Source organism: Nocardioides zhouii (assembly GCF_004137345.1).
Lineage (GTDB): Bacteria > Actinomycetota > Actinomycetes > Propionibacteriales > Nocardioidaceae > Nocardioides > Nocardioides zhouii.
On record NZ_SDWV01000015.1, the window covers coordinates 73,360 to 88,022 of the forward strand.

At 71.0% G+C, this 14,663-nt stretch carries 11 protein-coding genes; 4 read left to right on the forward strand and 7 right to left on the reverse strand.

The window, feature by feature from the left end; genetic code table 11:
- Positions 1-117 precede the first annotated feature (117 nt).
- Positions 118-1,095, forward strand: a complete 978-nt coding sequence (locus tag EUA94_RS14875) for a CPBP family intramembrane glutamic endopeptidase (RefSeq protein ID WP_129427670.1) — start codon at positions 118-120, stop codon at positions 1,093-1,095.
- Positions 1,096-1,137: 42 nt separating this feature from the next.
- On the opposite strand, the gene EUA94_RS14880 is transcribed toward EUA94_RS14875, so the two are convergent.
- Both EUA94_RS14880 and EUA94_RS14885 read right to left on the reverse strand, forming a co-directional pair.
- Positions 1,138-2,613: a hypothetical protein gene (locus tag EUA94_RS14880; protein WP_129427671.1), complete on the reverse strand. Its 1,476-nt coding sequence runs from the start codon at positions 2,611-2,613 to the stop codon at positions 1,138-1,140.
- 103 nt (positions 2,614-2,716) lie between these two features.
- Complete coding sequence (locus EUA94_RS14885) at positions 2,717-3,976, reverse strand: sulfatase family protein (protein WP_129427672.1); 1,260 nt, start codon at positions 3,974-3,976, stop codon at positions 2,717-2,719.
- A 93-nt stretch (positions 3,977-4,069) separates the two neighbouring features.
- On the opposite strand from EUA94_RS14885, the gene EUA94_RS14890 reads away from it, so the two are divergent.
- Both EUA94_RS14890 and EUA94_RS14895 read left to right on the forward strand, forming a co-directional pair.
- Entirely contained in the window at positions 4,070-4,939 is an 870-nt protein-coding gene (locus tag EUA94_RS14890) for an aminoglycoside phosphotransferase family protein (RefSeq protein ID WP_207210562.1), read from the forward strand.
- A gap of 58 nt (positions 4,940-4,997) precedes the next feature.
- On the forward strand, positions 4,998-6,029 hold the full coding sequence (locus tag EUA94_RS14895) for a M48 family metallopeptidase (protein ID WP_129427674.1): 1,032 nt from the start codon (positions 4,998-5,000) through the stop codon (positions 6,027-6,029).
- Between the two features lie 67 nt (positions 6,030-6,096).
- Here EUA94_RS14895 and EUA94_RS22175 read toward each other — a convergent pair whose 3' ends face one another.
- From EUA94_RS22175 to EUA94_RS14915, 5 genes are all read right to left on the reverse strand, one after another.
- Positions 6,097-6,240 (reverse strand): hypothetical protein, encoded by a 144-nt coding sequence (locus EUA94_RS22175; protein WP_165356909.1) that lies wholly within the window; start codon positions 6,238-6,240, stop codon positions 6,097-6,099.
- A gap of 103 nt (positions 6,241-6,343) precedes the next feature.
- Complete coding sequence (locus EUA94_RS14900) at positions 6,344-7,213, reverse strand: HpcH/HpaI aldolase/citrate lyase family protein (RefSeq protein WP_129427675.1); 870 nt, start codon at positions 7,211-7,213, stop codon at positions 6,344-6,346.
- 3 nt (positions 7,214-7,216) lie between these two features.
- Positions 7,217-8,314, reverse strand: coding sequence for an HpcH/HpaI aldolase/citrate lyase family protein (locus tag EUA94_RS14905; protein WP_129427676.1), 1,098 nt, complete (start codon positions 8,312-8,314; stop codon positions 7,217-7,219).
- 55 nt (positions 8,315-8,369) lie between these two features.
- On the reverse strand, positions 8,370-13,583 hold the full coding sequence (locus EUA94_RS14910) for an Ig-like domain repeat protein (protein ID WP_129427677.1): 5,214 nt from the start codon (positions 13,581-13,583) through the stop codon (positions 8,370-8,372).
- A gap of 121 nt (positions 13,584-13,704) precedes the next feature.
- Complete coding sequence (locus tag EUA94_RS14915; RefSeq protein WP_242494895.1) at positions 13,705-14,274, reverse strand: DnaJ family domain-containing protein; 570 nt, start codon at positions 14,272-14,274, stop codon at positions 13,705-13,707.
- 137 nt (positions 14,275-14,411) lie between these two features.
- On the opposite strand from EUA94_RS14915, the gene EUA94_RS14920 reads away from it, so the two are divergent.
- Complete coding sequence (locus tag EUA94_RS14920; RefSeq protein WP_129427678.1) at positions 14,412-14,663, forward strand: PspC domain-containing protein; 252 nt, start codon at positions 14,412-14,414, stop codon at positions 14,661-14,663.

Genomic DNA, 14,663 nt, shown 5'->3' on the forward strand with positions numbered 1-14,663 from the left:
CCAGAACTGGCCGCCACCCGCGGGTCCACCGATGGCTCCGACGAGCGGTTGATGGTCCGGGGTGCGTCAGGGTCTTGCCGGATGGGAGCGGGCTCGTCGGACTGAGAACCTCCCCCTGTGGGAATCGAAGACTCAAGAAGGGAGACGCCCGGCGTCGAGGAGGTCGTCCTTCCGCGCCGCCTGGTCCTCACCTTCTGGCTCATAGCTGTAGCGCTGGAAGTCGCGTTGGGGGTGGCTTTCCTCGTCAGCGGCGCGGAGACTGCGATCGACGACGGGCTGTCGAGGGCAGGACTCGACTTCGGCTCTGACCTGCTCACAGCCGGACGGGTCATCGTGGTCTACCCCGCCGCACTTCTCGGCGTCACGCTGGCGCTTGCTCAGGTCGCAGCGCCGGACCTTGCGGTGCTGGTCGTCGCGCGCATCCGGGGCGGACGTGCCCTCGTGCGTGGGGTAGGCAGACGGTTCCGTCCGTGGTCGAAGGAGGTCGGCGCACGCCAGGGACTCAGGATCTGGCTGGTCGTTGTCGTTGTGTTCTCTGCCTGCAACCTGGCCAGCGGGTTGCTGCACCGGGCACTCGTGCCGCAGGACTTCGTCTGGCACTTCTCCTGGAGCATGCTGGCGTTGCTCCCGGTGGCGATGTTTCTTGATGCCGGGGCCCTGCTGGAGGAGAACGGGTGGCGCGGGTTCGCGCTCCCGGTGCTGCTCCGGACCCGAGGGCCACTGGCCGCCTCTGTCATCGTGGGTCTCGCCTGGGCGTCATGGCACTTCCCGGTGAAGTTCGACGCCTTCCTCGACTACGGACTCTGGGGAGCCGTGGCGTACCTCGGCGCCTTCACCGTCAAGATCGTCGCCATCTCCGTGGTGATGACGTTCTTCTGGGCCCGAGCCGGACAAGCCACCCTGCTGGCCGTCGTCATGCACGGCATGTCGAACGACGTGGCCAGGGTCGGCGGTCTCGTGGACGGAGCAACGTGGCAAGCGTCCGCGCTCAGCGAATGGAACCTGGCCCTTCCCTTCGTCGTGCTTGCGCTCGTGCTGGTCCCTTACGCCAACCGCAGAGGGTGGGGCGACCTGCGTGACCTCACCGCCCAATGACCATCAGCACCTACCGCCGCCATTGCCTGCAGCGCCCCCGATCTATGCCGGGTAGATGTCCACTCCGAGGGGTGCGTCGAGGATGATCCGGGCTTTCTCGGGGTGGATGCGGTGGGTGCCGGTGTGGTCGACGAGGAACCCGAGGCCGTGGGGGGTGAGCCAGACGTAGCGGCCTTCGCCGCACTGGCGCGATCGGTAGCCGGCGTGGGTCTTCCAGCGGTGGTGTCGTCGGCCGAGGGGGCCGGAGTTGTGGGAGCCGGTCTGGTCCGGCGGGGGTTCTCGGCCCTCGTCGCCGTGGTCGTAGGGGGTGGGGTGGTCGAGGTCGACGGTGCGGCTGGTCGAGGTGGCCCAGGGCCAGTAGTCGCCGCCGGTGACGAGGTGGACCTGGTCGCGCAGTGACTCGGGGTGTTCGTAGGCGGTGTAGCGGACCCGATCGGAGAGGTCCTTGACGGGCTGGACCTTGACGACGCAGCCGCGGAGGAGGTCGGCGAGGCGGGAGAGCGTGACGGGGCCGAACCCTTCGACCCGGGCGACGCCGCCGGTGTTGCCGAGTGCGGCTTCGTGGAGGTGGACGTGCAGGACGACCTTCGGTGCGAGCGGGGTGAGGTCGATCTCGCGGAGCGCGTCGAGGAGGTCGGCGGGGAACGCGAGGGCTCGCGACGGACCGGGTTCGGGGTCCGGCTCGTCGAGGTCCGGCTCGCCGAGGTCGAGGTCCAGGTCCGGGTCCGGCTCGGGCTCGGCCTCGGGGGTGAGGTGTTCCACGAGGAGGGCAAGGAGCTCGGCGGGACGGGCGAGCCAGCCGAACGCGAGGGCGCGGAGCTCGTCGGGGCTGGCGTCGGGGTGGCGGGGCGCGATGATCTCCCCGACGCGGTGGATGGTGGCGTCGACGGCGACCGCGTCGCCGGCTTCGAGTCGGGCGATGAGGGTGCGTAGTCCGTACTCATCGGTGCGGCCGAGGCCGAGGTAGCGGCGCTGGCGCTCGGCCTCGCACCGCTCGTCGTGCAGTTCGGGGTCGGCTTCGATGACCTTGGCCTCGGCGACCGTGAGGACCCGTCCAGTTGCTTCGGTGGCGATCATCCGGGAGACCGCGGAGTCCACCAGGGAGACGTTGTCGACCGGCAGGTGGCGGGAGAGTCTGGCGACGCGCCGGGCCACCCACGCCTCGCACTCGCCGCGGCGGGTCACGGCCCAGGTCAGGGGCAGTCGGTGCTGCAGGTCGAGGACGTCGGCGAGTGCGTGGCGAGAGGCCATCACTCCGGTGCCGCGGGCCAGGGCGATCTCGCCGAGGCAGAAGTCCTGCACGCCGGGGGTGCCGTCGCCGCCGACCTGGACCAGCACGTTGCCTACGCGGCGGGCGATGTGGCCGTCGGGACCTTGGGTCGGGTCGTTGGTGTGGACGGCCGCCCATTGGGCGAGCACCTCGAGGTCGTCGACTTCTGCGAGTCGACGCGCCTGCACGGTCTCGGACGACCGGGCCAGGAGGCCGGTTGTGTCGAGGTCTGACAGGTCATCGAACATGCGTTCGAGTCTACCGATGCCCACCCACACCCGGAAGGCCTGTGGACGCTGAGTGGGCCACCTATTTGTGGCCTCTCCGACCCCTGGGCGAGGGCGGGTGTGGCTACTGCTCGAGCCCCCGCATGGCGACCCCCTGCGAGCCCGTGAGTTGTCCGGCCTTCCGGCTCCATTCGGACACGTCGGCATCGCGCAGGCTCGCGAGCTGGTGGGGGTCGCGCTCGAGGTCGTAGAGCTCCCACTCGTCGGTGCCGTGGTGCTCGACGTACGCATGGGAGCCCTCCCGGAGCAGCGCCCAGTCGAGGTTCGTGTTCTCGATGATCAGGCGGCGCCGCCAGGCGGACCAGTCGCCGGACCTGAGCGGCTCGAGCATGGAGCGGCCATCGAGCTCGCGCCCGGTGTCCGGGTCGAGGCCGGCGATGTCGAGGGTGGTGGGCATCAGGTCGACCTGCGAGACCAGCGCATCGGTGGTGCGCGGCTCGACCCCCGGTCCGCGTACGACGAACGGGATGCCCGCCGCCTCCTCGTAGGGCTGAGACTTGTGGAGCAGTCGGTGCTCGCCCAGCAGGTAGCCGTTGTCGGAGACGAAGAAGATCCACGTCCGCTTGAGCTGGCCGGTCTCCCGCAGGACGTCCAGCACCTGACCGATCTGGTCGTCGACGTCTTGCAGCTCCTCCAGCTTGCCCTCGTAGAGCTTCTGCATCTTCCGACGGTCCTGCGGCGGGAGGTCTCGCAGCCACGTGGGCTTGTCGCTCATGTCGGGCTCGTTGAACGCCGGCGGGTCCCACGGCACGTCGTCGAAGTCATCGGCGTGCTCGGGGCTCGGTGTGGACGGGCCGTGGGGCGCTGTCGGCGAGTACACCGCGAACCACGGACCGGTGTCGTGGTGGCGACGGATGAAGCGGCGGAGCCGCCGGGCGGCGAACCGGTCGAACTCCCGCTGGGAGTCGACCTTCCGGACCGTGCCGTCGACGTTCACCCGGGGGTGGTCGATCATCCCGTCGAGCAGGGTCACCCAGCGGTCCCAGCCGGGAGCGACGTACGCCGGCTGCTGGGCGACCCCGTTCATGTACTTGCCGAAGTAGCCGGTGTCGTAGCCGGCCTCCTTCATCCGGGTCGCCGCCGTGTCCTGGTCGTGCCCCTGGGCCACGAACGGCTGATGGGTCATGTTGGTGGCGCAGCCGTGGTTGTGGGGATAGCGACTCGTGAGGATCGAGGCGCGCGCCGGCCCGCACAACGGCATCGCGCTGTACCCCTGCCGGAAGTGCACTCCCTTGCGCACCAGCCGCCGCCAGGTGCGATCCATCGACCTCAGCGTCGAGCGCATCTGGTCGTCCGTGATGATCCACAGCACGTTGTCGGCCACCTCCACACCCTACGTACGCCGAGCCGGGACCCACGGGCGGCCGGCGCGGAAACCCGGATGACGACGGGTGGTGCGTGGGGGAGACTCGCGCCCGTGGAGATCAGCACCGAGACCGTCCGAAGCCTGGTCGCCGAGCAGTTCCCGCAGTGGTCGGAGCTCCCGGTGTCACCGGTGCCGGACCAGGGCAACGACAACCGCACGTTCCGCCTCGGCGACGACCTCGCGGTGCGGCTCCCCAGCGGTGAGGGGTACGTCGCCGGCATCGCGAAGGAGGACCGCTGCCTGCCGCTGGTGGCGGCCCACGTGACCGCCGAGGTGCCGGTGCCGATCGCGACCAGTGCGCCCGGGGCGGCGTACCCGTTCCCGTGGTCGGTGCGGCGCTGGATCGCCGGGACCACGGCGGACCGCGACCCCGCTCTCGACCGGGTCGCGCTGGCCCGGGACCTGGGCCAGTTCCTGCGCGAGCTGAGGTCGGTGCCGCCCGGCGACGGGCCGCTGGCCGGTGCCCACTCGTTCCACCGCGGCGCGCACCCCAGTGCGTACGGCGACGGGGTGCAGGAGGCGCTGACGCAGCTCGCAGACAGGGTGGACGTCGCGGCCTGCTGGGCCATCTGGGACGAGGCCGTGCGCACGGCGTGGACGGCGGCGCCGGTGTGGTTCCACGGAGACGTCGCCCCCGGGAACCTGCTCACCCGAGATGGGCGGCTGGCCGCCGTGATCGACTTCGGCACCTGCGGCGTGGGTGACCCCGCGTGCGACCTCGTGATCGCGTGGACCGTGCTCTCCGAGGCCGAGCGCGGGGTGTTCCGGGACGCGGTCGGACTGCCCGACGACGTGTGGGCGCGGGCACGCGGATGGGCCCTGTGGAAGGCGTTGGTGACCGTGTGCCACCCGGAGAGCCACCTGTACGCCCACCAGGCGCGCGCCCTCGACCAGCTGATCGGCGAGCGGTCAGGCACCTGATCCGAATCGGTGTCACGGAATCCCTGACATTCGCGCGTTCGTAGGTCAGGATCCCTCCATGGCAACGGGGGACAAGAAGAAGCCGGTGCGTGCGCGCGTCGTGCTGACGGACATCAGCTCGCGGGCGTGGGAGCACCCCGCCGACAAGGGCGCGCTGGTCGCGCTGCGCAAGCTCAAGGGCTTCGACGTGCTGCTCAAGACCATGTCGGGGGTGTTCCGCGAGCGGGCCTGGCGGTTGACGCTGCTCGGCTCCGCGGTGCGCGTCGACGAGCGCCAGTTCGCGCGCCTGCACCGGCTGCTCGCCGAGGTCGGCCGCAGCCTCGACGTCTCGGTCCTGCCCGAGATGTACGTCCAGGCCGACCCGACCCTGAGCGCCCAGACCGTCGGGATGGAGCGCCCGATCATCATGCTGTCGTCGGGCATGGTGCACCACCTCGACGACGACGAGCTGCGCTTCGTCATCGGCCACGAGCTCGGCCACGCGGTCAGCGGTCACGCGGTCTACCGCACCCTCCTGCTGCGCCTGCTCGGCCTCGGCGGACTGCTCAACGCCGTCCCCGGCGGCGCCCTCGGCATCCGGATGGTGACCGTCGGCCTGCTCGAGTGGTCGCGCAAGGCCGAGCTGTCGGCCGACCGCGCCGGCCTGCTCGCCAGCCAGGACCCCACCGCCGCGCTGCGGACGCACATGAAGCTCGCCAGCGGCGGCACGCTCGAGGAGCTCGACGTCACCTCGTTCCTCGCGCAGGGAGCCGAGTACGACGAGGGCGGCGACGTGCGCGAGTCGCTCATCAAGCTGTCGCTCCTGCAGCAGCAGTCGCACCCGTTCGCGGTCGTACGCGCAACGGAGCTGCGGCGCTGGGTCGACTCGGGTGCCTACACCGCGATCCTCGCGGGCACCTACCCGCGCCGGGAGGGCGACGACGACGCCTCGGTCAGCGAAGCCGCGCAGGAGGCCGCCGCGAGCTATGCGATCGCCTTCGAGCGTACGCAGGACACGCTCGGCCGGCTCGTCCACGACCTGGCCGGCTGGATGGGCACCGCCAGCACCTGGATCAACGACCGGTTCCGGCGCCCCAACGAGGGCGCCTGACCCACCACGCGATCGGGCCCCGGACACCATGCGGTGTCCGGGGCCCGAGCTGCGTGGTGGTGTGCCGCTAGAAGACGCGGCGGCTCGAGCCGCCGATCGGGACGAAGTTGAGCACCAGGCCGACGACGATCAGGATGATGCCGATCGTGACGAGGATGCTCTGCGGGAGCACGAGACCGAGAATGAGCAGGATCAGTCCGAGGACAACCATGTGTTTTGCCTCCTTGTAGGCGCCCACCGTGGGCGGCCGGACCACTCTGTCGGTGGTACAGGCATTTGGAAAGTCGGCCGCATCCTTTCGGGTGGGCGACTCGTCACTCCGCCGAGAGCGCCCGGATCGACTCGTGGATCGAGAGCGTGCGTCGTGCTGACTCGACGTGGAGGTTCTCCACCATCTTGCCGTTGTACGTCACCACGCCGGCGCCCTTGCCGGCCTCGAACGCGGCGATGAGGCCTTCGGCGTCCTCGACGGCCTGTGCGCTCGGCGCGAAGGCGGCGTTGGCGCCCTCGACCTGTCCGGGGTGGATGAGGGTCTTGCCGTCGAAGCCCATCTGGCGGCCCTGCTCGCACTCGGCGAGGAATCCGTCGGCGTCCTTGACGTCGTTGTAGACGCCGTCGATCACCGCGATGCCGGCGGCGCGTCCGGCCAGCAGGACGGTGTGCAGGCTGGGGACGATCGGCGCCCGGCCGGGGACGTGCTCGGCGTACAGCTCCTTGACCAGGTCGTTCGTGCCGAGGACCAGGGCCTGCAGGCGCGGGGACGCGGCGGCGATCTCGCGCGCGTTGAAGATCGCCTCGGGCGTCTCGACCATCGCCCACAGCCGCGTGTGGTCGGGCGCGCCTGCCTTCTCCATCATGTCGACCAGGTGGACGACCTGCGCGGCGCTGTCGACCTTCGGGACGACGATCGCGGCGGGACCTGCCTGGCTGGCCGCCGTGAGGTCCGCTTCGTGCCACTCGGTGCCGATGCCGTTGACCCGGATGGTGACCGTACGCCGGCCGTAGTCGCCGCTCGCGACCGCAGCAGCGGCCGCCTCGCGGGCCGCGGGCTTGGCGTCGGGGGCGACCGCGTCCTCGAGGTCGAGGATCAGCGCGTCGCAGGCGATGGTCTTCGCCTTCTCCAGGGCGCGCTCGTTGGAGCTCGGCAAGTAGAGGACGGAGCGGAGCGGGGTGAAGTCAGTCATCTCTCAGGCCTCCAGCTCGATGGCGTCGTACTGCTTCTTCAGCTCGGGGTCGATCGCTGCCAGCTCGTCGGCGAGCGCGACCATGACCTGGCACTGCTTGACCGAGGCGTCGTCCTCCATCTTGCCGTCGATCATCACCGCGCCGGTGCCGTCGCCCATCGCCGCGATCACCCGGCGGGCGTGCGCGACGTCCTCGACGCTGGGGGAGAAGACCCGGTTGGCGATGGCGATCTGCACCGGGTGCAGGCTCCAGGCGCCGACGCAGCCGAGGAGGAACGCGTTGCGGAACTGGTCCTCGCACGCGACGACGTCCTTGATGTCCCCGAACGGCCCGTAGTAGGGGTAGATCCCGTGCATCGCGCACGCGTCGACCATCCGGGCGATCGTGTAGTGCCACAGGTCCTGCTGGTACGTCGTCCGCTCGGCGTCGTACTGCGGCACGCCGAGGTCGTCGCGCGTGGGGTCCTGCCGTACGAGGTAGCCGGGGTGGCCGCCACCGACGCGGGTCGTCTTCATCCGGCGGTCCGCCGCGAGGTCGGCGGGACCGAGCGAGAGCCCCTGCATGCGCGGGCTGGCCCCGCAGATCTCCTCGATGTTGGCCACGCCGCGCGCGGTCTCGAGGATCGCGTGGACCAGGATCGGCCGGTCGAGACCGGCCTTCGCCTCGAGCTGCGCGAGCAGCCGGTCGACGTAGTGGATGTCCTCGGCGCCCTGCACCTTCGGCACCATGATCACGTCGAGCTTGTCGCCGATCTCGGTCACCAGCGTGACGAGGTCGTCGAGGCCCCACGGGCTGTCGAGCGAGTTGACCCGGGTCCAGAGCTGGGTCGGACCGCTGGTGCTTCCGAGATTGGCCGTCGCCTTGGCGATGTCGACCAGGCCCTGGCGCGACTTCTCCTTGTTCTCCGCCTTGACGGCGTCCTCGAGGTTGCCGAGCAGCACGTCGACGGTGCCGACCATGTCGGGCACCTTGGCCGCCATCTTCTCGTTGCCGGGGTCGAAGAAGTGGATCGCCCGGCTGGGCCGGGCCGGGATGTCGCGCAGCGGCGCCGGAGCGCCGACAGCGAGCGGGGCGAAGAAGTCCTTGGCGGGGCGTGTCATGGGCGCAAACTACCGCCGCGCGGGCATCCGTCGATATGACGGATGTCTCGCGGCGTCAGCGCACGACCTTGAGCGTGACCACCTTCGAGCTCGACGCGGCGACGCCCGTCCCGGGGACGAACTTCGCCTTGAGCTTGTAGGTGCCCAGGGCGAGCTTGGCCAGGCGTACGGTCGCGACCCCGCCAGAGTTCGCCGTCAGCTTGACCGTGCCGACGAGCTTCTTCCCGGCGTAGATCTTCACCACGCCGAGCGGCGAGGGCACGCCGGTGGCGGCGACCTTGACCGTGACCTTGGCGCGCTTGCCGACCTTGGCCGTCTTCGGCGCCTTGAGGACCGTCCTGGTCGCGGCGGTCGTCGTGGTCGGCGTCGGGGTGGGCGTCGGGGTCGGGGTGGGAGTCGGCGTGGGGGTGGGCGTCGGCGTCGTCGTGACCGCCGAGGCCAGCACGCTCGCGGAGGTCACCGTGCCGGTGGCGTAGCCGGGCACCGTGGCGATGACCCGTACGGCGATCCGCCTGCCCACGTCGGCCGCGCGGACGACGTACGTCGGGCCGGTCTCGCCAGCGATGGCCTGCCCGTCGACGAGCCACTGGCGCGACTGCTGGACCGATGACGGCGTCCACGCCGCGTCCCCGGCCACGAGCGTCGTGCCGACCTGGCCGGAGCCGGCCGGAGCGGCCAGCGGCAGCGCTGTCGGCGCGTCCCCCTGGAGGGCGGTGGCACCGACGCTGGTGGCGGTGCCGATCGCACGGCCGGGGGCGGTGCCGGTGTAGCGGACGGTGAGGACGGTGCCCACGTCGTCGGGACGGATCGCATAGCCCGACCCGGTCTCGCCGGCGATCGGCTGTCCGTTGCGGAACCACTCGATCGTCTGCACGACGCCGGCGACGTTCCAGCTCGGGGAGGTGCTCGTCAGGACCGTCCCCACCTTGCGCGGGCCGGAGACGACCGGTGCCGACAGGGCTTGGGGTGCGTCGCCGATCAGGCCCACCACGGGGGCACTGGTGCTCGTGCCGGGGGTGCGGCCGGGCAGCGTGCCGGTGAAGCGGACGGTCACGGACGCGCCGACGTCCTCGGCCCGGACCGTGTAGGCGGAGGTGGTCTGCCCGGCGATCGGCTGGCCGTCGCGGAGCCACTCGATGCTCTGCTGCACGCCGGCGGTGTTCCAGGTGGGCGTGGAGGTGGTGAGCACGGTGCCCACCTTCCGGTTCCCGGAGATGACCGGCGCGGTGACGGCCTGGGGCGCGTCGCCGAGGAGACCGGTCACGGGCGCGCTGGCGACGACGGCGTTCGCCCGCCCCGGCAGGGTGCCGGTGTAGCGCACGGTCAGCGAGGCGTCGACGTCCTCGGGGCGGACCGTGTACGACGTTGCCGTCTGGCCGGTGATCGGCTGGCCGCCACGCAGCCACTGGACGGTCTGCTGCACGCCCTGCTGGTCCCACGTCGGAGCGGTGCTGGTGAGCACCATCCCGACCTTCGGCGTGCCCTGGATGGACGGCGGGGTCGTCGCCGTGGCGGCGGACCCCTCGGTCGCGGTGATCGCGTTGCTCAGTGACACCGTCGGCGCACGACCGGGAAGGGTTCCGGTGGCCCGCAGGGTGATCGAGGCGTTGAGGTCACCCGGCACGACGACGTACGTCGCCGAGGTGGCGCCCGAGATGGTGGCGCCGTTGCGCATCCACTGCAGCGCCGTCTGCGTCCCGGCCAGGCTCCACGTCGGCCCGGTCGAGGTGAGCGTGGTGCCCACCTTGCCGCTGCCGGCGATCTCCGTCGCGGTCGTCGCGACAGGTCCCGGCGCGGCCTTGCCGACGACGGCGGAGCTCGTCGAGGTGCCCGTGCCGAACTCGGAGGACGAGCCGGTCGCAACGACGGTGATCGACGCGTCCACGTCCTCGGCCCGGACGACGAAGGTCGTGCCGGTGGCTCCAGGGATCGCGACGGCGTTGCGCCGCCACTGGTACGAGGTGGTGACGCCCGGGACGCTCCACGAAGGAGGCACGGCGGTCAGGGTGGTGTCGTAGACGCCGGTCCCGTTGATGCCCACAGGGGTGGTGGCCGACGGAACGCCACCGATGGTGAACGGGCGCCAGGCGCCGGGGTCGGCGAACCTGCCGTCGACGTCGACGGCCGCCACGCGCCACTCGTACGTCGACCCGATGACCAACGCGGTGAGGGGCGCCCAGGCGGTGGCCGGGGTGGTGGTCGTGGTGACGATGCCGGTGCCCTGCTTGCGGATCTCGACGCGGTACTTGGCCGCCTCGGGGACCGCGCCCCACCGCAGCACGACCGCGCGCGGGCCGATGGTGGCCCCGCTGTCCGGGGCGAGCAGGGTCGGCTGCTGGAGGGCGACCTTGAACTCGCCGACCGACGACCAGGGGCCCTTCTTGAGGTACGTGTCGACCCGGCGGACACGCCAGACGTACGGCGCGTCGGAGGCCTGCAGGGTGGCCACGGCCGGGAAGGTCGTCGCGCCGGTGGTGAACGCGGACTGCTTCACGGTGGTGTTGACCTTCAGGTTGCCCGCCGAGAAGTTCCGGTCGCCGTTGCTCGCGACCTGGATCTCGTAGCCGGAGGCGAACGCCTGCGCCTCCCACCGGAACGGCACCGCGCCGGTGACGACCGGGACGCTGCTGCCGTCGGCGACGGGTGAGGTCAGGACCGGGGGCGGGCTCTTCTTGGTGAGGGTGCGCGCGCCGGACCAACCGAGCGCGTTGCCCTGGACGTCGATCGCCTGGACCCGCCAGTAGAGCGGGCCCTCGGGGTAGAACCGGTCGAACGCCGTGTAGGTCGGCTGGTCGACGAGGACGTCGTCGAGCGTCGAGGCGAAGGTCGGCTCGTCGTCCACCTGGACCTGGTAGCGCATCCCCGACTGGTAGCCCGCCTCGTCGACGTACGTCGTGGCGCGGTTGGTCTCGTAGTAGTCCTTCCACTCGAAGGTGACCTCGGTGCCGGTGATCTCGGCGCCGGCGAGGGGTTTCTGCAGTGCCACCTTCGGCGAGGTCTTGCGGAACGCGTGGCGCGCCGGGTTCACCGTCGAGCTGGGGTCGGGACCGCACTGCGTGGCCGACTTGCAGGGCTGGATGAACCAGTAGTACGGCGTCTGCGCCTGGCTCTCGGCCAGCGCCTTGACCGGGTAGGTCCAGTTGGGAGTCCATCGGGTGTTCGTGGTGCGCGGCGGCGTCGTGTCGAGCGCACCGGTGGTGAAGTCGCCGTCGCGGGACACGTGCACGCGGTACTCCGAGGCGTACGCGAGCGGGTCCCAGTCGAGCACCGGCGTGGCCGGCACGTCGTCGCACAGCGCGCCGTTGTCGCTGGTGGTCGCGGCACACACCCGACCGGCGTCGAGGGCTGAGCCGGTCAGGGCCAGCCGCTGCCCCGTGACGGGCGCGAGGGGGAGCACCTCGAAGGTGCCGAACGGACCGACACCGATCTGGAACCCGTCCTTGTCGAAGGCCGACGCACGCCACCGGTAGTTGCCGGTCGCCAGGAACGCGGTCGAGATGTCCGTCGCGGCAGGGAAGGGCAGCTTCTCGGCCAGGATCGGCGCGTAGGACGACGCGTAGAGGTTGCCGGTGAGGACGTTGCCGATCTCGATCCGGTAGCTGACGGCACCCTCGACCGCGCCCCAGCGCAGGTTCGGGGCGTCGTAGGTGACGGGGGAGACGAGCGGCTGCAGCGGCGAGCTGGTGTCGAGCACGGTGGACAGGTCGAACCTGCGCTGCACCGCCTCGGAGGTGCGACCGCCGGCGTCGAGCGCGCGCAGGACGTAGCGGTACGGGCCCTCCTCGGGCTTCATCACGACACCCATCGGCGTGAACGAGGTCGAGTGCGTCTGCTTCTGGGTCACGAGCGCGCCGTTGCCGCGGTAGAGGGAGACCTCGTAGGTCTCGGTGCCGGGCACCGGCTCCCAGTCGAGCGTGGGGATCGAGACGGTGGAGAAGTTGACCGGCGCGACGACGTCGATCGCCTGCTGGTCGCGGTAGACGACGCGGTTGGTCGCCGAGAAGATCCCGGCCACCCCGCTGGGTCCGTAGGGACGGTCGATCGGCCGGACCTTCCAGTAGTAGACCGTGCCCTCGGAGGCGGGCATGCACGCGTCGAGCGGGATGCCCAGCTCGCCGGGGGTGTACGTCGTACCGGCCACGAGGCACTGGACGGTCTGGGTGGTCGGCTCGGTGAAGTTGGGGTCGGTGCTCAGCCACAGCTCGTAGTGGGAGGCGTGCGGGACCGGGGTCCACTCGTAGTAGAAGTCGTCCCCGGCGAGGGCCGGCGCGCCGAGCTGCTCGACCGGGTGGACCGGGGCAGGGACGTCGCGCCACACGCGGTCGAAGGAGTAGTTGTCGCTGCCGAGCTTGACCCACGCGGTGGGGTTGTCGTCCAGGTCGATGGCCCGGACCCGCCAGAAGTACTGGTCGTTGCCGAAGGTCGTCTTGGGCGAGAAGTTGGTGCCGAAGATCTTGTCCGGCACCACCTCGGGCGAGCCGAAGCTGACGTCGTCGTCGACCTCGAGCTCGTAGTACTTCGCACCGGCGACCGGCGTCCAGTCGAGCACGACGTCCGTGACGTCCTCGTCGCTCCCGGGGCCGAGGATCCCGGGCTGCTCGATCGGCAGCACGGTGTAGGACCGGACGTCGGAGTACTCGGTGGAGAAGCCGTCGCCGAGGTCGGCGCGCACGCGCCACACGTACGCGACGTCGGGAGCCTGGTTGTCGGGGACGACGAGCGAGGTCGCCTCGGTGGTGTACGTCGCCGGGCTGACGAAGTTGGTCTCGGTGTCGACCTCGACGGTGTACGAGATCGCGCCGGCGACCGGGATCCAGCTCAGCAGCGGCGGGTCCGCAGGCTGGGCCAGGGGCGCACCGTCGACGGGACCGGTGAGGGTGGGGCCGGGGACGGCGCCGACCACGAAGCCGCTGGTGGAGGACCAGTCGCTGAAGGTGCCGGCGGAGTCCTTGGCGCGGACCTGCACGTACTGCGGTCCCTTGGCGAGGAGCTTCGTCGGCACGGACACCGTGTTGACCGTGGACGACGTCCACTCGGGGCTGGCGAAGGCCGGGTCGTTGTCGACGCGGACCTCGTAGCCCGTGGCCACCTCGACCGGTTGCCACGTCAGCTCGACCGACGGGCCGGTCTCGCCAGTCGGCCCGGTGATCTCCGGAGCAGCCGGCGCGGCGCTGGCCGGCGCGGCCTGGAGCGTGACGGAGGCGACCGCCACCGCGACGACGATGCTTGCCGAACGGCGCACGACAGCACCGGACCAGAGCGTGGACATGATTCCCCCGACGTCGTCAACGTGAACCTGACGGACGCTATGCGTCATGGCCAGCGCACACGCCGCGATCACCCAGAAGTAGCCCGTTCGGACTATGCGCTCTGCCCGATCGGTCAGAGCGTCAGCTCCGGCGCCACCACCGGCGCTTCGGTGGCTCGGCCGCGCGGGCCGCCTCCCGTGCTGCGTGCTGCGCCTCGACCCGCGCCGTACGCCGCTCCCGCCACGCGACGACCTCGGCCTCGACGTCGCGCCGCTGGGTGATCACCGGCGGCCCCGACGGACCGGTCGGTGGGGTGTAGATCGCCTTGCGGACCCGGGCGTTGAAGTCCTCGACCTCGCGGCGTACCTCCGACTCGACATTGATCCGGTCGAGCCGCGCGTCGAGCTCGGCGTCGTCCTTGCGGAGCTGGAGGGCCGGCGGCAGGATCGCGATCTGCTCGCGCTCGACGAGCTTCTTGATCCACCAGTCGGGGTCGTGCTCGACCCCGAGGCCCTCGATCGGCTTGCCGTAGCCGGGCAGGTCGTCGAAGTCGCCGCGCTCCATCGCGATGCGCAGCTGCTGGTCGACCCAGCTGGACTGGTTCGCGATCCGCGCGGCCGCGGCGGACGCGCCGGTGCGCTCGTCGCGCGCGGGCATCCTGCGGGCGGCTTCGTCGCCGGGCTCGTCACGGTGCGGGGTCAGGTCGGACATCGAGGTCACCTCCGGTGCGTCCACCCTAGGTCGGCCGGCGGCCACGTTCCAGCGACCGTTCGGTCCGCGGGGGGCTCGGGGTCGGACCGGGGGAGATCCCGATGGTGTCCGGCGTCGACGTCCCGCAGGCTGGAGGCATGGACAACATCCGCTCCTCCTTCGCCCGTCAGGGCCTCGTCCGCTCGTCCGATCGCGGCATCCTCGGCGGGGTCTGCGCCGGCGTCGGGCGTCGGCTCGGCCTCACCCCGTGGATCACGCGGCTGCTCTTCCTCGTGACGCTCTTCGCGATCCCGGGCAGCCAGCTGCTGATCTATCCCGTGCTCTGGTTCCTGATGCCGGCCGACGACAGCGTCGTGGCGACCACGCACGCGCCGTACGCGGCCCGTTGA